Here is an 18,323-nt window from a genome sequence, read left to right on the forward strand (position 1 = left end):
AGCGTTTTATCAAAAAACTCGACAAGTCATTTACTATCAAATACGAACAATCTAACTCTGACAAATCCCATACATCCCAAAAATGGCGCATCTGGTCGGTTCATTCCGATAATTCTGGCAGTGATGAAAATGTCGCTTTCATCAAAGATATCACCAACGCCGTCAAAAACTTTGATGCCTTGTTCACCTCTCCCAGTCTCGGTACTGGTCTAGATATTTCGGAGTATCATTTTGATGTTGTATTTGGTGTGTTTCACGGCGTTTCCCAAACTGCTACCGAATGTGCCCAACAGCTTTACCGCTATCGTCCAAAAGTCCCGTTTCATATTTGGGTGGCCCCGCGTCCTCCCTTCGGCTACCAAGATACAAACGCATCCAAGATTAAAGAGCGCTTGCTCCAAACCAATGAAATGACCGCTTTTCTGTTGCGGATTGACCGTCAAACAGGCAAGCGGGGCGCAGAGAAAGATTGGGCGCTTGAGGCTTACTGCCAAATTATGGCTAACCGCCACTATTCTCTCAATAATCTGCGTGATGATTTGCGATCGCTCCTCACCGAAATGGGCAATACCTTTATATATATGGGCAGTGATTCAGATCCTCAATCTCTTGAAAGTCTAAAAGCAGCAGCACAAGCTTTGGATAGTGCCCACAATTCGGCTGTTGCCAAGGCCAAGAATATTACTTTGAGCGAGTACCGTGCCCGTCAGAGCAAAGATTACCTTGACCCTAATGAAATTTTTGAATGCGAAAAGTTCCGCATTTCTGATTCTTACGGCATCGAAGTAACCGAATCGCTCGTAGAAATGGATAAAGGTGGTCGCTTAATTAGAGCGTTCGCTGGACTTGAGGCCATTTTAGCCCCACCCGAAGAATCGTTTACTGACCCCAAAACCGGGCAAAGTTATCCTACACCACCAACAATTGTCACCCAAAAAGACCGCACCGAGCGGGACAATTTACCTTTGTGCATCGACTGGGGCAATTATTCGGCACGGTGGCTGGCTAGATTTAACCTGGGACTGCATCAAATTCTCTCAAGTTTAATGAAGGGTGATGAAGTTACTGCCGACGATTCCACCTTACTCAAGATGACGGAGATCGCTATACATTGTGCTGCTCACGTCAAAGCAATTCTTGGGTTTACTATTCCCCTAGACTGTAAACCTATTTGGTTGCTGGCGACTTTACTAGAGCAGCTGGGGCTAAAGCTGACTTTCCGTAAACTTGGTAAACGGGGGCAACAGGTGAAACTTTTCTCTTTATCTAAAGAGGAATTAGAATTTGCAATGCATGTAATTGCTCATCGTGAAACAAAGCGTAATCAAAAAGAAAATCGAACCTATTATGCTGCTCAACCCCCTGCTGCGTATAGTGTAAACCCCAATCAGCAGGCCGTATCCACGCCCCCCCCTAATGCTATAGGGAACTCCCATTGCCAAGGGGAGGATACTACCGAATTTGAGTCGCCTCCGACCGATCGCACTACCCTACTCCATTGTGTGGAAATGCTACGCTCTGGTATCAAGCAGGGGGTGGACGCGATTAAGGGCATCCTTAAGCGATGGGTTGAAGATTTGCGCTGGGATACCGTGCTGGAACTTGAGGCGATCGCTCCTGATGAACTGCGACTTGTCGAGGATCAAGTCCCGGAATTTTATGCCTTGCTGAATGAAGAGGTGTTGCCGATGGAGGGATAAAGCCTACGCCGCGACTGAGTTACGTAAATAAAGAGCAATCTGTGCCTCATTTTTATCATTGGCTATCGCTTGAGGTGTTGCCGATGGAATTGTCAATGACTTTTTGGGAAAATCCTTATAGTCTTTATCTGGCATAACTCCTGTCTAGATCGTCTTTGGTACATTTTCCGATCTAGAACTCTGTGAATAACTCTGTATGATTCTCATCTACCAAGTCATTTTTATTGCTGCTAACTGATGGCGGTGTCAGCATTGACAATGCCGCGATCGCACCCCGAACTTGCGACGCTTCCACGTCAAGATACTCTTGCAGTTGCTCCAAGCTTCGATGTCCGCTGATTTGCTGAATTACTCTCAGTGGAATTCGCGCATTGCTCATCAGCGTCAGTGCAGTTCTCCGGCAGCTGTGAGTACTTGCGCCTTCAATGTCTACTAGTTTGCACCCTCTCCGAAAAATCAGTGCCGCATAATCCTCATGCAAATGACCACGGCCCCAGCGTCCAGGAAAGAGATAACTATCACGAGAAACTTTGGGTTTATACAATTCCAGGTGATGCCGCAGTTCATCCAGCACAGGAATTGTACGAGTGGACAGCTTTCCCTTCGTGCTGCCTTTGCGAATATTCAGCTCTGGTCTGACTTTGTTTCTGCTGTCATAAACATCCTGAATTTTGAGGGTGACGCATTCGGAGACACGACAGGCAGTGTACAGCATCACTGCACCAAGTGTTCTATCCCGGACTGTGGTTAACCCCGAAGTAAACAAACGCCCGATTTCTTCCGGCGTTAGGACTTTTGCCTTCCCGTGACGGTCAATTTTCACCTTAGATGCACACTCCGCGATAGTTAATCATTATCGCCGATGCTCCCGTCTCAGGATTTATTTCGGTAAAAAAAGTGTGGAACTAACTGTACTGCAATTGCAACAAGCCATCGACACGCCACTTGCGATCTGCTTTGCTGTTGCGCTCCGTGCAATCGCCGCAGCTTTCACCTGAAAGAGTAGTACGATCCAGATCCACGCCACACAACGAGCAATTAAGAACAAGGCTGGTATCTTTTTTTGTGGTTCCCCCTAAAAATCGGTGAAAAAATAAACTGAAAATTACTTTATAGTTAATAAGTAATACAACAGGTTAAAGAGCATACTCCTAAAAGTTAACTACACAAATATTACAGGTGTAGGTTTGGGTTAAAGAAAACGGGCAAAGGTGCTTATTTTAAGAAACTTGTACAAAATTTCCCCCTGCTTCAGTGCCAAATGAAGCCTTATCCGAATAGCCCGCTATTTAATCGCTATCACGCCATAAAACTATAGAGTCATTTTTAGTTTATTTTTTGAGAGTGTGTGACTTTAAGAAGATTTTGGACAGCTTTCGGAAGGAGAAGTTGGACAAGTTGTAAGCTGAAATACTTAAAACTCCGTTAAGGCATTAATCAAGCGATCGCTTTTTTTGGATAAAGAAAATGGACATAATAACAAAAATGGAAGAAGGAATTGGACACAAATCCACTTTAATACTACTCACAGGCCAACTTATCCCCCTAACTCGTGGGATTTCTTGCAAGCTTTGCGATCGCTTGCTGCCATCGGCATCACTATTACCAAAACCTTTATTTTACATACAGGCATAGAGTTTGAGCAGTTTAGTTTTTCTGTATGCTATTTTTTAGATGTTTTTGGAACGTAAACTTGGACATCCACTTTTGGAAGGTAAACTTGGACAACCTGTCCAAAATCTTCTTCAAGTCACAGAGTGGTTTGATTCCTCTATAAAAAATTCTTCAAGAAATGGGTAAAACTTGCGTGCCAAAAACTCAAACTGTTCTGCAATTGATTCCGAACTTGTCCTGAATCAATTTTCAGGGTGAACGCCAAGATGCTCCCTGATGGCCGAAGGGACTTTAGCTGATTGCGAGTTAGTTTTTAATGTAATAAATTATACAATTAAAATACAACTTTAACATCGAACGAAATCCCCATGCTGTATCATGATAATTGTCTAGGTAAATAAATATGTTATTGGCATCGCAAATTTTGCCTATTTACCTAGATGAGTATAATGCAGAAAGCTTTACTGCATAGCGATGCCTACAGTAATTATAATTGCGTAACACAAAGTGTTTTAGATTACAAAAAATACAGTAATACAGAGGGCATAAGGGAAGGCACAGACATCGTATGGCATGGTGTTCTGCAAATTCCCGCTCCTTTTAACACCCTCGATCTTGGCTCATATAAAGGATTAGTTTTTCAGAATCATAATTAAGTTTTTGCCGACCAATGGTCGGCAAATTGCGATTTTCATAGAGCGATCAGCTACGCTCTTGCGGTTACGCCATCCCTTAGTATAAGCATGAAGTAATCAATGACTGCAAAACTTAAGTATAAAAAACTACAAAATTTTGCTAAATAACTGATGTGCGTGAGCAAAACTATTTACTGGCTGAATTAACTTAGAAACGGCGATCGCTATTGACTGCGCTGCTCACATCAAAAATTTTGGGTTTCACTGTTCCCTCTGACCCCAAACCGATTTGGCTGGTGGTGCTGCAATGGGAAGCGATCGCTGCGCTGGACTATGCTGGACTATTTAGATATCTGTGGCTGGTGGTGCTGGAATGGGAAGTAATTGCGGAGGTTGAATTGTGATCTCTCTAACAACTAGTGCCTGATTTTTACTACGATTGCGTTTTCTTCCATTCGTCTACTGTTAAGCAAGTTTTCCCAGTGGGTATTAATCCTGTGGTTGCTGAGACACCGAAATTTTTCAGCGCATAATTTTCTACTTCTGCATCCTTAAAAGCCTGTTCCACTACCTTTTGCTTCTCTTCTTTTGACAAAACTTCAACTTTTACATTCTCTGGCGTAGGAGTAGTGCCTGTTTTCTTGAGCATGAAATTTTTCACATTGTACAAGCCTTCTTCTCGCGGCTTCCCTAAATTTAAGCACCCTCTTGATTTGACGAATAATCCTGTAGTCCAAAAATTTCTTACAAAGTCCTGTTTGTTAACAAATTGGACTCCATTCGCTCCCCACACATAGACAGGCTGGAAATACCCCTTAGTTCGAGGGATTTTGGTTTCGTTGCACCTTGTTCCGTTTTTGTACGGAGCGTTCCCGTCTCCGCATACCTTCCAAGTTATTCTATATAAGTTAGGTGTCTCTTCTACATATTGCCTTATTTGCTCCTGTACTTCCTTATCTTTTTGGCTTTGCTCATCATCACTTGCCGCCGCATAAGCCGGTTTTAAGTCATTCTCTGCCTGAGCAACCTTGTCCGCATTAGACTGGCAAGCTCCTAAGTATAGTCCTACACCTATTGAAACAAGTGCTGCAAATATTTTTCTTTTATTCATAAATACTCCAACAAATGATTATGAAAATTGTAAGAATTCAGCACCCAGAAGTCAGAAGCCAGAATTTAAAAGCAATGAGCGTATAACTATTCTATTGATTGAAAAGAATTCACTCTTCTGCAACATTCTGGCTCCTGACTCCTGAATTCTGACTCCTGACTGAAAATTAATTCCCAATTTCCTTGCTTGACCAAATATCTACTTCTAACAAATGCTGAAGTACAAGCTGCAAGTATTATACATATTTGTTCTATACATGCAATCAAGTTTTAACAGTTTTTAGTGATGATGCAAAACATGGTGAGGTATCGAAGGGAAAGTTCAATTTATGGAGAGCAGGGATACTTAAACAAGTCGGAAGTCGGAAGTCTGAAGTCGGAAGTACAGTTTTGTAACGAGGATTTTAATTAGGCTCTTAACTTAAACCCCCAAAGTTTGTTAAAGCTAATTTTGACGTTTTACATCATAAAAATAGTCAATAGTCAATCCCCCATATTTAGCACTTACTGAAGATGTTGCACAAAGATTTATACTAATTAATGATTAAGGATGTGAGTAGATCAAGCACAAAGACTGATAATACAAGAAAGAGATTTTTATCTACGTAGATTATTGCTGTTAGAAATGTTTATACAGTACTACAGTTCTGTTTTTTTCCGTACCAGGGTACGTGGATTTTGGGGTTGACTTATTTAAGAATGTGCCTATCCCTCAAGACATCGTTCAGGAGAACGAAAGCAGATGCGTACTGACTACGGATACCCAGATTTTGCTGCTTCAGCAACAGGAACACTTTTACCTGATTCTAAGAATGACAGGGCGAAAAAAGGCACACTCACACTGATGGGTGTGACTGGTGTGTTGATGATAGCAGAGATGTCCGTCCACAATATATTGATGGGTGGATTTATGATTGCGTCTGCCGTCGTAATTGCCTTGCCGAAACAGTCACAAGCATTATTTACTAACTTCGATAAACTACAAAGGAAGTATGGAATTAATCTCTATGCAGTGTTATTTGCGCTGTTAGCAGTAATTTGCCTAATTGATTTTGCGGCGGCTCCAGCTAATGCTCAGTTCTTCAATAATGCTCAAACTTGGATGACCACCACTTTTGGTAATGCCGGCAATGGACAAACAGCAGCAGTTATCGCGCTTTTTTTCAATGTATTAAGAGCTTTATTCCTATTATATGTTGGGATCAGTCTAGTTCGGATTATTCAATCTGCCCGGAATGATGAAGACTGGCAGACGCTAGCAAGAACTCCATTAATCATAGTTATGGCAGTTTTTGTTGGAGATTTAATTACTGGTTTGATTGTTCAGGTTTAGTAAGAAAGCTTTTTAAGTTATCAGTTATTGATAAATACGTATTTGAATTAATAGCTGATAACTCTTGATTAAATTCAGTAAATATGTCAAATAAACATGATTTTCGGACAGTAAATCGGATTTTAGGAGAAAGACCAAGACTAGGGCCATTCCCTGCCGATCAAATATTTGCCTGGACATTAATAGCAGTAGTCAATGTATTTATCTTTAATTATCTACTGAAAACAAGTTGGTTAGGTACTAGCTTAAGTATTGCTTGGGGATGGGCAACATGGTGGACAATTTCTACAAATAAAGACTTTTTCGGTAAATTCGTCAGCGTCCCTCGAATTAGTAGGGGATATATGAGATTTCAATCAATACAACAAAAACAGAAGTCGGAAGTCGTCAGAAAAATAAGTTCTAAGTTCTAGTTAAATTTCAGTTATTGGTAAAGTTATGCCAAATTCTTCTAAGAAAGTTAAAGATAAATTAGGTAAAGTCGCATTAGAAAAGGAGCAGATTAGTGTTGTGAAAATGCTCACTCCCTTTGAAGATATTATCCATTTAGCGGGGATTTGCGACCTCAACTTAGGAGGTAGGCAGGGCGTAGGCGCATTAATTCTTAAAAAAGGTGAAAATATTCAAATTAAATTCTGCTTTGATTGTTTAGGGATTCATCCGAATTTAGAATCATCGCAAATGCTGCCGATCTTTGAGGGGATAGAAGCGGGGCTAAAAGAAATTCCCGAAGGGGAAAACTTAACAATACATTTAGGTTCTTTTACGTCTGATTATCACCGACAAGAAGAACTGTCCAAGCTAGAGAGTAATTGTCAGATTGACCAATTAAAATTGTTAATACGTAGTGAAAGATTAAGGACTAAAAAACTAACCCAAAGTGGAGCTAGGAAGAATAAGTTTTTGAGACTATGGTGTACTTACACTGTTATTGATGACGATGAACGGTCTAAGGATTTTATAGAATCTCTGATTAGAAAATTAGAAAAGGGCTGGTTTCGCTTTACAGGTGAAATTCACGCCCATAACAATACTAGAATTGAAAATATTCTGCAAAATTCATTTAACGATGGATTTTTACAGTGGTCAGCTATCCTGGGCAACAAGATGAAGTTGGGGATTAGTGTTTTAAGTGCTGAAGAAATTTGGTCAACAATTTGGCAACAGCTTAATTACTCTACTCCTCCGGCAATCCCTAATCCATTAAAAATTGACCCAATAGATGGAATAGTAGAAACTCAGACGAGCGATTTTCACATCCGCCACCAGATGTTAGAGAATGAGGAGTCTGTGCCATTTTTCGATAGAAAATGGGTAAAACTACAAAATAAATATATTGGGGCGCTCAACTTCAGCCAAAAGCCAGGGGGGTGGTATGACGAGCAAGCTCAATTGCGATATCTGTGGGAGTTAATTTCTAGAGATAGTATTTCTGATACCGAGGTTATTTGTCAGGTAACAAAGGCAAATCAAACTATCTCTAAAACTAACTTACAAAGGATCACCAAGCAATCAATTACCAGCACTTCTTTATCTACAGAGAAAGGAAATATTGATGTCAAGTCAGGCATGAATATTGAAGAAGCGGTAGAGGCGCAGAAGACAATATATAAAGGTAGTGTAGTAGTGCATACCGCAGTTGCTTTTCTCGTCCACCGCCCAACCCCACGGGAATTAGACGAAGCTTGCCGATATCTTGCCAGCTATTTCTTGCGTCCGGCGGTAGTTGACCGGGAGATTGAATACGCCTGGAAGACATGGTTGCAGTGTTGCCCATTTGTTTGGGAGCCGTTGTTAACCAAGCCTTTTAACCGCCGACTGCCATATTTTAGTTCGGAAGCACCAGGGCTGATGCCATTGATTAGGACTGCCACAGGCGATCGCACTGGCTTTGAGCTAATCGCAGAAGAAGGCGGCACACCAGTACATCTAGACTTGTACCAGAATCATAAGAATTTGGCAGTCTTCGGCGCAACTCGTTCAGGTAAATCAGTGCTGGTGGCAGGTATTCTTACGCCGGCGCTTGCACAAGATATTCCGGTAGTGGCACTAGACTATCCCAAACCAGATGGTACATCCACTTTCACCGACTACACCAATCTGCTGGGTGAAAATGGGGCATACTTTGACATCTCCAAAGAATCAAACAATCTTTTTGAACTTCCTGATTTGCGCTCTCTGGATGCAGAACTGAGAAATGAGCGATTGAACGATTTTAAGGAATTTCTCAAATCAGTGCTGATGACAATGGTGATGGGGACGAGCATGATTGGTGTCAGTCCAACGATTACCACCAATATTGAGTCAATCATTGCTTTAGCTTTAAAAACATTTTTTAATGATGATGAAATTAAATCACGCTACAAGTCAGCAATACAAAATGGATTTGGGACTCAATATTGGAACGAGACTCCGACACTCAAAGATTTTTATAATTTTTGTTCTCCAGCTTTCATACAATTAGATTCTATTGCTAGTAAGAGTCAAGAGATTTCCGAAGCCTTAGAGCAAATCAGGCTGAGAATAAATTATTGGTTGAGTACCAGGGTAGGACAATCAATCTCACGCCCATCCAGTTTTAGAACTAATGCCAAATTGTTAGTATTCGCTTTACGTAATTTATCGAGTGAAGCTGATGCTGCCATACTCGCTCTTAGTGCATACTCTGCGGCATTACGTCGTGCATTATCATCAAAAGCTTCGATCTTCTTCCTTGATGAAGCGCCAATCTTATTCCAATTTGATGCGATAGCTTCGTTAATTGGGCGATTGTGTGCCAATGGTGCGAAGTCTGGTATCCGCGTCATCATCTCTGCCCAAGAACCAGAGACTATATATCAGAGCGCATCTGCACAAAAGATATTTGCCAATATCACCACACGTTTAGTAGGCAGGATTCAATCATCAGCTGTTGACCCGTTTATTGTTCGCTTTAAATATCCTATTGAAATCATCAGGGTCAATAGTACAGAAGCTTTTTATCCAAAAAAGTCGGGGATTTACTCTCAGTGGTTGCTTGATGATAACGGCAAGCTAACTTTCTGTCGCTATTATCCTGCCTACTGTTTATTAGCCTCAGTTGCTAATAATCCAAACGAGCAAGAATTACGCACTTTATTTCTCAAATACTATCAAGATAATCCTCTGCTTGGGTTAGTCAAATTTAGTGAGGATTATATCAGAATGATTCGGGGGGAAGAGTTATCAGAGTTAGCGAAGAATTTACTTTCAAAATCACATACAAGACAGGTAGCTTAAATGAAAAAGCGGACAATTGGGGTAATACTTTCTGCTACAGTTGGCAGTTTATTGATAGCAGCACCTAGCTATGGCATCAGCATCAACGATTTTTTTAGTTCTATCGGATCGGATCTTCAAGGAGAAGTTTCGGAAATTCAAGCATGGGCCAAGGGTGAGATTAACAGTGCTTGGGGTGACATCAAAGAAAATGCTAATGCGGCAATTGATAGTTCTATTGGACAATTGGGTGCGCCTGACCCAATTGCTTCGGCTGAACAATTGAAAAATACGCTCAAGGATGATTATTCTTATCCTGTCGCCCAAGAAAAAGCACAGAAGCTAGAGCGTGAATTGACGCTTGGCTCGATTGCCAGCGTGATTGGAAAAAAAGGACAGCAGCAAACTCAAGAAAAAATTGATACTACTGCACAAATCGCTAAACTTGCAAAAGGTATTGCTGATGAGGCGCAGAATATGGACGCTTCTCAGAATGTTCTCAAAGCGATGGCTGCTCAGAACGGCTTAATTGTGTCAATGTTGGCACAGCAGCGTACTGATTCTTTATTAGCCCGACAGGACAATGCTTATTCTAACTTGATGCTAACGCAAGTAGCGGAGCATCTTGATTCCCAAAGGCAAAAGGAGAACTCCCAAGAAGATGGCAGATTGTCTCTAGTACATGAAGTCGTACTTAATGCACGGTTAAATGCGACATCTGCTGACGACTAAAGGTTTATGAAGAAGAATTCAGAACTCAGGAGCGGAGCAGGAGTTGCTCCGCCTCCGATCAGAATTGCTGCATTAATTCTGTACGAGTGGTTGATAAATATTGGTCAAAAAAGGATATTAACTATGTACTATTTATTAGCCAAACTAGATGGTGGCGATTTAGCTGATTTAGCAAAAGAAAATTCAGCTTCAGTAGCGAAAGGATTTGACGAATTGTGGGTTAATACTCTTGATGGAGGCGTATACTGGGCAGTTTGTGACGTTGGTGCTTTATTCGCTATAGCAACACTAACTTTCTTTGTCGTTGAATGGACAAAAAAAATGATGGCGGGGGAAGAACAAAGAGCTTATACAGATTTTATTTGGCCGTTAATAGTAATTCTTTTGCTATCTAATAACGGAAAAATTTTAGGTAATTCAACATTAGGAATTAGGAACTATATTAATAATGTAAACAATATAGTTCTTAGTAAGGCGGCGGCAGGAATTGATCTCAAGAAAGCATACGAAAGTGCATTAGGGACTGAAGCTGCACGTAGCGCTATCGGACTAGCTGTTAGTAAGTGCAAAAATTCATCCTTAAGTCAACAAGAGCAGATAAACTGTTTAACAAAAGCGAAGGAAGATTTAACGAAGACATATCCCGATAAATTTAATAAAAATAATGGGGTATTTTCTTGGTTTATCGATGCGATTGATGGCGCTATCGATTCTTACAAGGACGTAGCTCAAGGAAAAGCTACAGTTACAGATGTAATTATGTCTCCGATTAATGCCTTTGTCGGGTCGGCGATAACAGACGTAATTACTATCATTCTAGTCGGGATGAATGGGGCTTATCAATGGGGAATTGAACTGACTATGCTCGTAACAGCACTGCTGGGGCCTGTAGCTGTTGGTGGTTCTCTGCTCCCTTACGGAGCTAAATCAATCTACAGTTGGTTAGTAGGATATTTCAGTATAGGTTTTGGCAAGCTCTGCTTCAATATCATTGTTGGCTTCGCTGGGCAATTAGTCGCTGATTCTAAATCTTATCAGCCAATGTTCTTCCTATTTACAATTGGTATAATTGCGCCATTCTTAGCTACAGGTTTAGCGGCTGGTGGTGGCATTTCTGTTTTAGTTCAAATTAATAAAGCTGCTGAAACTTATAGTTCAATTGCCATTGAGGTTGCTAAAGGTGTTGCTACTAAAGGTGGTAGTTTAGTCGGAAAATTAGCTAAATAAAACCTATGCTGAATCAAAAAAGTAAAACTCAATCCAGAGAACCATTACAACTACTTAGTTACAACAAATACGTGACAACTAGAGTAGGAATAATCTCTTTAGTTGGGTTTTCAATGGCGGGATTTTCCCTCTTATTACAATTTCTCAATTATGGGGCAATCAGCATACTAAATCAAAAGCAATTAGCCCTGGTACAATTATCATCAGGTGAGACGATTTCCGCTAGGGCAGTAGACCCAGGGCAACGCTCTGATGAAGTGATTAGAAAGTTTATTTCTGATACCTTCATTAAGATGTTTAATTGGGATGGGATAGTACAAGTTTTCAATGAAAAAGGCGAACCTATTACTAAACAAGATACTGGGGTAGAAGTAGGCAAGATTAATAATAAATCTAATAGCCGAGTCACAAGTAAAGCTTATGATGCTGCCTTTGCTTTGAGTGAAAATGGAGGATTTAGAGCCGCATTTCTGAAAAAATTAGCCTCAATTACTCCCACGGGCATATTCAATGGTGATACGCAAGTATCTTTAATCCCTAGATTTATTTCACAGCCACGGCAACTCAGAGATGGAAAATGGGAAATAGATTTTATTGGAACGCTGGTAACTTTTGAACGTAGTGATAATTCCGGCAAAGGGATTACTTTTAATAAAACCATTACACTTTCATCAATTTCTAATCCAGAGTATATCCCAGCTAATACTAGCGAATTAGCTAAGAAAATCTATGCCACCCGGAGAGCCGGATTAGAAATTACCGAAATTGTCGATTTAAATTTGGGCAAAAGAAAATGAGTAAAGAGAATAATAAAAATGGGTCTGTATCGACTTTAGAGGATTTGCTGAATCTAGATGATGCTAATAAAACTAATGGTAAAAAAGCACCAGAACCGGAAAGTTTATTAGTAGCGACTAAGCACACAATTGTCACTTCTCCTTGGTCAAGACTAGCAATAATTGCTGTCCCTTTTGGAGTTGGATTTTTAGCAATATTTTTGATGCTCAATGGTGTTTTCAATCCCGCACCAGCACCAAAGATTGGTCTGAAAACGCAGGAAATACCGACCACTGAACAAGCCCAAGAAAGTGATGAGGGAGACGGTGATGCGCGTGCAAAACTCGCTCTATCGGATCAAGAAGATGAGTTAGGTCGCATTAACAAAAATAAATTTGACCAACCAGCGCCAGTACCAGTTTCAGTAAACCAAAAGGTCGTGCCATCTAGCCCACTATCTCCACAACCAGCGCCACGGACTGTTCAAAATACACAACCACGTCGCGTAACTCAGACTGCACCACAACCGATTAGAACCTACACTCCGCCACCAACACGCACGAGTTTTTCTCCAAGACCATCTATATCTGCACGGACACTCACGCCCCAAGATCCCCTTGAGCAATTGAACAAACTTCGTAGCATTGGTTCTTATGGCAAAATCGCCTACACCGAAACTAGCACCAGTAAACAATCTTCATTAGATCCATATCTTGCTCAAGCTCAAGCAATTCAAAATCAACCGAATGAACAAACAGATACAAACAATTTTGACCAAACCACGCCGCAAAACTCAAGCGAGTCGATTGAAAAGATCCGCCCCAGGTGGCAAGCAACTTCTAAAGTTAACAAGATTACTTTAGCTAACAATTATTTACCTCAAGAAAGCCAAATTCTCCAAGGTAAACAAACTCGCTACCTTACCGTTGGCACTTTTGCTAGTGGTGTCCTTGTTACATCTTTAGTTCAAGCCACAGTTAATAATTCAGGGCAGACACAGACAGAAACACTAACCTCTAAGAACACTAGGTCTGTTGCTAGACTGCAAGAGGATTTACGCGATAACTATGGGCAAGTGGCAATCCCAAAAGGAACAATGTTTGCAGTCGAGTTAGGTTCGGTTGATGGCGGCAGTTACGCTGTCGCTTATGTCAGAGCGATCATCAAAGATAATACAGAATATCCTATTTCTGCGGGTGCGATTTCCGTGACAGGAGTTGGTGGTAGACCCCTAATAGCTCGAAGATTTCAGGACAGGGGTGGCGAGATTGCCCGTAGTGACTTGTTTGGTGGCGCTGTGTCTGCATTAGGGAAGGTTGGGGAGATTATGAACCAACCGGATAGTGAAGAAGAAATTTCTGATGAATTCACAGGCAGGATTCGCAAACGTAGTAGTGGCAATCAGCGCAATCTCACAGGTGCGTTAATGTCAGGGTTTTTTGGTCAAGTTAGCCAAAACATCAGCCAACGTAATCAACGTAATACTCAAGAAATTACTTCTCGCCCTAATACTTGGTTTATTCCACAGGGAACCAAAGTCACTTTTAATGTAAATCGTTCTTTGGAGTTGCCATGAAAAGCGTAATTAACACAGTTACAAGCGGCACTCTAGCGTTGGCGATTGCGCTGACTCCAATATCCACAATTGCCGCCCCAGTTGTGCGTACCATCTTTCAATCAATGGCTAGTGGGACGCAGGCCAAACTACAAACTATCAACGTCTGGAATGGTCACGGTGTAGCAATTTCTTTCTATGAAATTGGCGAGACAATTAAAAAAGTTTGGTTAGACGACCCATCGCAAATTCTGCTTGACACAGATGGTTGCTTAGAGGGACTGGATCAGAATTGCTCTAGCCCCGGTGCTGGGCTGATTCATCTGCGGCGGATCTTGAGAGTAAACATTCCCGGAATACCGCAAACATCTACCACTTTGTTAACAGTAGTTACGCAATCATCCTCTGGTGAACGCAAGACTTACAGTTTTCGACTAGCAACAAGTAATGGCACTCCTAAATATAGTCAGGTGGCGATCAAGGCTGATGTGGCACGAGAACAAACAACCCCAAAACCTCAATTGCAATCATTAGTTAAAACACAGCAAACAATTAACCAAATTCGAGGCGGTATTGTTGTCGCTATTAAAAGTGGATGGATTCTTCAGCAAGATGAACTACACCAGCGCTTGCAAAAGTTAATCGGTTATTTACAAGCAGGTGATGACATTTCTACTGCTGCTAATAAGGCTTCTATCTCTCAAGAGTTAGTTAACAAATTAATTGCTTTGAGTAAGAGTTCTGATAATTTAACGCAAGGTAATGGTTTATGAAATCATCTTTACGACCCAATAAAAACGCCTTACGTTACTTCATTTTTTTTGGTTTAGTAGGTAGCTTATTGATTCATAGTTTCATAAGATATGGGCTATTGAACTCTTTTGTAGGCTTTTTGCTGCCCAAGGCTTCAGCACAAGTACCCGTTATCAATTCTCCTAATGGGTTTACTCCTGATTGGTCGCGTTTCAAATTCAGTGACATGATTATTTCTCTTAGCGGCAGTGTTACCTACCCAGGCACAAGAGGTACAGAAACTAGAACCTGGACGGCAGGACAAAGCATTAGCGAGTTTATGGAACTGGGAGATTTTCAAACACCTCAATTAGCAATAGAAAATTTAAATCTTTCAACCATAGCTTCAGTACAAGGAATCAATTTAAGTAGGTTAACATTAGATGATTTTCAATTAACAAGATGGCAGACTTTACCATCTTTAACCGAAGCGATCCCTGGCTTAGGTAATAGAAATGTCACAAGTGTTAAACCTGTCAACGATTTTTTGAGAAGATTTGGAATTACTGGGGGCACAATAGGTAACGCCAGCCAAAATTCTCGTTTACGTGACGTTCCATTAGGAAGAGTAATAAATTTAAAAAATTACTCACTAACATCTATTTCCGACATTCAAAACACATCTATTAATAGATTTGAGAATTGGCAAGACTCCAAAATTAATGGAGTACCTGGACTATCAACTTTGACATGGGATAACCTACCAGGACTGGGAACACTTGACCTTTCATTTGTTGCCAAAGTTGATCTGCCATTGGGAGATATTGAGGCTAACCGTACCCGCTCTATATCTGGTAGCTATCAAGATGGCTTTAACGTTCCCTGTCTACAAAACAATTGCGCTCATACAGAAATGTCCGGCATTGGTGAGACTACTGGAACACAGTGGATATCCGGGAAATTCCAAAAGGTTAATGGTGGATTTGGCATTTTAAAAGCTCTTAATGATGGTAAAGAGCCTACTGGTCGAAACCCCTTTGGCTCCAGCTTTAAGCAAGTTGTTTGGAATATTTATGAAGGCAGTGGAAAGGTGGAGACTACTATGTTTTTCCGCATCTGTAAAACTATACCCTTCATTGGTCGCACTTGCAGCCCCTACTTCATTGGGCCTGTACCTTTTATTGAGTACCAAGAGAAAGACCCTATCGTTCTTGGTCAACCAGAATAGGGTGTTGGGGGTAGGGTGTTGGGTGTAGGGAAGACGGTATTGGTGGGGGCAAGTGACCCACTGGTTATTGAGGCTAATTCTTCCCCTATACCCCACACCCCACACCCTACACCCTGCCCCTTCGGGGCTTGGTCAACCCAATTCTCTACCTTAAAATGAGCAAATCTTTCAAAATAAATAACGCTAATCCTCAAGGATTTCGATTTGAGCAATTACAAAATCATAATGACGCAATTGGCAAGTATACTCACTCTCTTTTCACCCCCAATGGACTAACAGTTTTGTCTTTACTTGGTGCTTATATTTTGATGAGGGTATTTTTTGGCGATGGTAACAAGAAGAAAATTGCTACCTCTTATTGGGGTGGAGCTAAAGAAACTGCTACTGCTCAGAAAAAAGCCATCTTGCAAATTGCCAATCCCCAATGTGAGAGTGCGGCACTTTACATTGGTAAGCATCAAAGAAAAGGTGGTGGCACTACTTTTTATATTCCTGATGTGCAACGGGGTACGGCAGTCATCGGCGCTCCCGGTAGTGGTAAAACATTCAGCGCGATCAACCCGATGATTTACTCGGCTATCGATCAGGAATTTCCATGTATAGTTTATGACTTTAAATACCCTTCTCAAGCGAAAGTTGCTGCCTACGCCAAATACAAGGGCTATGATGTTCACATTTTTGCACCGGGATTCCCTGAATCTGAAGTCTGCAATCCTTTAGATTTTCTCCGGGATAGTAGTGATGCCGAATCGTCCCGACAAATTTCAACCGTCATCAATAAGAATTTCCGGCTTCTGGGCAATTCAACTGAAGATGGGTTCTTTGGCCCTTCGGGGGATCAGCTGACTCAGGCAATTCTGATGTTAGCTAAAGAATTTGGCGATTACGCCGATGTCATGACTTGTGCTGCGATACTCTCTAGTGAGCAAATGGTCAAGCGCCTGATGGCTGCTTCTCTCAATCCTTGGGTAAAAATTGCCTTTGGGCAACTGTTCAGTTCCGCAGCTAGTGAAAAAACCGTTGCCGGGATTGTTGCAACTGCCAGTATTATGTTTACTCGCTTTATGGCGAAAAACACCTTGGGCTGTTTCATCGGTAAGACAACTTTACCTTTGGAAATTAAAGGTAAGCAGATGATTATCTTTGGGTTGGACAGAGAACGCCGCGATGCAGTAGGGCCTCTCATGACCAGCATTTTACACATGACCATCGCCCGAAATATTGCTTCTAAACGGAAAGATCCACTGATCGTTGCACTGGATGAATTACCCTCGATTTATTTACCTGACCTGTATAGATGGCTCAACGAATCTCGCTCTGAGGGCTTCTGCGGTATTATCGGCTTCCAAAATATGGGGCAGCTTGAGAAAAATTACGGTAAGGATATTGCTAAAGCTATCCTTGGCGCTTGCAGCACTAAATTCATCTTTAATCCTGGTGAGAACGAGTCAGCGCAATTATTCTCCAACTTCTTAGGTGATGAAGAGATTAAGTACAAGCAAAAAAGCCGTTCTACTGGTAGTAAAAATAATAGCACGAGCATCAGCGACCAAGAGAAAACGAGAAAGCTTTTTGAACCGGCTCAATTTCTGAAGTTAATTGCTGGTAAATGCGTTTTCATTAACCCTACTTATGCTAATAAAAAGGAAGGTTCAGTTCCACTGTTGAAAACTATTAAAATTTCTCAGACTCTCAAAAATATTGAGAAATACAATCAACTAAAATGGGCGAGAATTGTTAGTTTACTAGCTAGGAGAAGTACGCAGAAATTTCCCTCTGAGCAAGATTTAGCTTTGCGAGTTAAGCAAGTTGAGTTACGCTTTCCCATTCCCCAAAATCCTCAAGCTGTTTCTAATAATCCCGGTCTGACATCAAAAAACGTTGGCAGCATGGTTAATCAAGACCAAGTTCCTTCTGATATCGGGTTTTAATATTATGAAAATGACTATTGAAGAATTGAAGATTGATAATTTTGACTTAATTAAAACTTTATCTCAACAGTATATTCTCGCTAATGGTAGTTTCATTGACATTAATATTCCTCCAACTCAAATCATTGAGAATTTTAATACCTTGTCTGGGACTAGACCAAGACTTAAGAGTTTGGGAATCTATATTGTCATCAGTTTGAAAAATATTTATATTCACCTAAGTCAACAATTATGTATTCAAATTGTTAATCAATATATTCATGGTATTGGCTGGTATGATTTGCAATACATTTGTTTTTTTGATATTAATCCAAGTAACGTTTACATTCATATTATTTTTAATCGGGTTACTCCCCAAGGTAAGCTCATTGATATCAAATACTTGGGGGCTAACTGGCAACAATATGAGGTTTTACGTCAATCTTGTTCTCAGATATTAGAAAACCCTGCTAATAATAAATATTTACATAAACGCTGCAACTGTTGTCCATAAGTAAGAGTACATCACAATG

General features: G+C 40.9%; 16 protein-coding genes and 1 pseudogene. 14 read left to right on the forward strand and 3 right to left on the reverse strand.

All coding sequences use genetic code 11. The features are described from left to right. Window positions 1-1,700, forward strand: a pseudogene (locus tag CDG79_RS15270) (bifunctional DNA primase/helicase); the annotation flags it as partial. 3 nt (window positions 1,701-1,703) lie between these two features. Here CDG79_RS15270 and CDG79_RS44845 read toward each other — a convergent pair. Then, entirely contained in the window at window positions 1,704-1,835 is a 132-nt protein-coding gene (locus CDG79_RS44845) for a hypothetical protein (protein ID WP_256875362.1), read from the reverse strand. A 37-nt stretch (window positions 1,836-1,872) separates the two neighbouring features. Next, the gene (locus CDG79_RS15275; protein ID WP_094330310.1) at window positions 1,873-2,523 is read right to left on the reverse strand and encodes a tyrosine-type recombinase/integrase; all 651 of its coding nucleotides are present in this window, start codon (window positions 2,521-2,523) and stop codon (window positions 1,873-1,875) included. Between the two features lie 631 nt (window positions 2,524-3,154). Here CDG79_RS15275 and CDG79_RS41070 point away from each other — a divergent pair. Together CDG79_RS41070 and CDG79_RS42415 are read left to right on the forward strand one after the other, a co-directional pair. Continuing rightward, window positions 3,155-3,391: a hypothetical protein gene (locus CDG79_RS41070; protein WP_143855489.1), complete on the forward strand. Its 237-nt coding sequence runs from the start codon at window positions 3,155-3,157 to the stop codon at window positions 3,389-3,391. A gap of 785 nt (window positions 3,392-4,176) precedes the next feature. Continuing rightward, complete coding sequence (locus CDG79_RS42415; RefSeq protein ID WP_189525012.1) at window positions 4,177-4,353, forward strand: hypothetical protein; 177 nt, start codon at window positions 4,177-4,179, stop codon at window positions 4,351-4,353. 29 nt (window positions 4,354-4,382) lie between these two features. Here CDG79_RS42415 and CDG79_RS15285 read toward each other — a convergent pair whose 3' ends face one another. Further along, window positions 4,383-5,060, reverse strand: coding sequence for a hypothetical protein (locus tag CDG79_RS15285; protein ID WP_094330312.1), 678 nt, complete (start codon window positions 5,058-5,060; stop codon window positions 4,383-4,385). A 741-nt stretch (window positions 5,061-5,801) separates the two neighbouring features. Between CDG79_RS15285 and CDG79_RS15290 the strand changes: the two genes are divergently transcribed. The 11 genes from CDG79_RS15290 to CDG79_RS15340 all read left to right on the forward strand — a co-directional run bounded on the left by CDG79_RS15290 (window position 5,802) and on the right by CDG79_RS15340 (window position 18,304). After that, window positions 5,802-6,392, forward strand: a complete 591-nt coding sequence (locus CDG79_RS15290; RefSeq protein WP_094330313.1) for a hypothetical protein — start codon at window positions 5,802-5,804, stop codon at window positions 6,390-6,392. 83 nt (window positions 6,393-6,475) lie between these two features. Beyond that, entirely contained in the window at window positions 6,476-6,805 is a 330-nt protein-coding gene (locus CDG79_RS15295; RefSeq protein ID WP_094330314.1) for a hypothetical protein, read from the forward strand. Between the two features lie 25 nt (window positions 6,806-6,830). Continuing rightward, the gene (locus tag CDG79_RS15300) at window positions 6,831-9,650 is read left to right on the forward strand and encodes a hypothetical protein (protein ID WP_094330315.1); all 2,820 of its coding nucleotides are present in this window, start codon (window positions 6,831-6,833) and stop codon (window positions 9,648-9,650) included. After that, window positions 9,651-10,361 carry a hypothetical protein gene (locus tag CDG79_RS15305; protein ID WP_094330316.1) on the forward strand — a complete coding sequence of 237 codons (711 nt, stop codon included), beginning with the start codon at window positions 9,651-9,653 and terminating at the stop codon, window positions 10,359-10,361. A gap of 6 nt (window positions 10,362-10,367) precedes the next feature. Further along, window positions 10,368-11,588: a hypothetical protein gene (locus tag CDG79_RS15310; RefSeq protein ID WP_223269825.1), complete on the forward strand. Its 1,221-nt coding sequence runs from the start codon at window positions 10,368-10,370 to the stop codon at window positions 11,586-11,588. A 5-nt stretch (window positions 11,589-11,593) separates the two neighbouring features. Further along, window positions 11,594-12,385, forward strand: coding sequence for a hypothetical protein (locus tag CDG79_RS15315; protein ID WP_094342880.1), 792 nt, complete (start codon window positions 11,594-11,596; stop codon window positions 12,383-12,385). Then, complete coding sequence (locus CDG79_RS15320; RefSeq protein ID WP_094342881.1) at window positions 12,382-13,941, forward strand: TrbI/VirB10 family protein; 1,560 nt, start codon at window positions 12,382-12,384, stop codon at window positions 13,939-13,941. The genes CDG79_RS15315 and CDG79_RS15320 overlap by 4 nt, the downstream gene beginning before the upstream one ends. After that, complete coding sequence (locus CDG79_RS15325) at window positions 13,938-14,693, forward strand: hypothetical protein (protein ID WP_094342882.1); 756 nt, start codon at window positions 13,938-13,940, stop codon at window positions 14,691-14,693. Before CDG79_RS15320 ends, CDG79_RS15325 begins: the two co-directional genes overlap by 4 nt. After that, window positions 14,690-15,880, forward strand: a complete 1,191-nt coding sequence (locus tag CDG79_RS15330; protein WP_094342883.1) for a hypothetical protein — start codon at window positions 14,690-14,692, stop codon at window positions 15,878-15,880. Before CDG79_RS15325 ends, CDG79_RS15330 begins: the two co-directional genes overlap by 4 nt. 155 nt (window positions 15,881-16,035) lie before the next feature. Beyond that, window positions 16,036-17,811, forward strand: a complete 1,776-nt coding sequence (locus CDG79_RS15335; RefSeq protein ID WP_094342884.1) for a type IV secretory system conjugative DNA transfer family protein — start codon at window positions 16,036-16,038, stop codon at window positions 17,809-17,811. Between the two features lie 10 nt (window positions 17,812-17,821). Continuing rightward, window positions 17,822-18,304: a relaxase/mobilization nuclease domain-containing protein gene (locus tag CDG79_RS15340; protein ID WP_223278161.1), complete on the forward strand. Its 483-nt coding sequence runs from the start codon at window positions 17,822-17,824 to the stop codon at window positions 18,302-18,304. Window positions 18,305-18,323: the final 19 nt, after the last annotated feature.

This window comes from Nostoc sp. 'Peltigera membranacea cyanobiont' 232 (genome assembly GCF_002245985.1).
Classification (GTDB): domain Bacteria; phylum Cyanobacteriota; class Cyanobacteriia; order Cyanobacteriales; family Nostocaceae; genus Nostoc.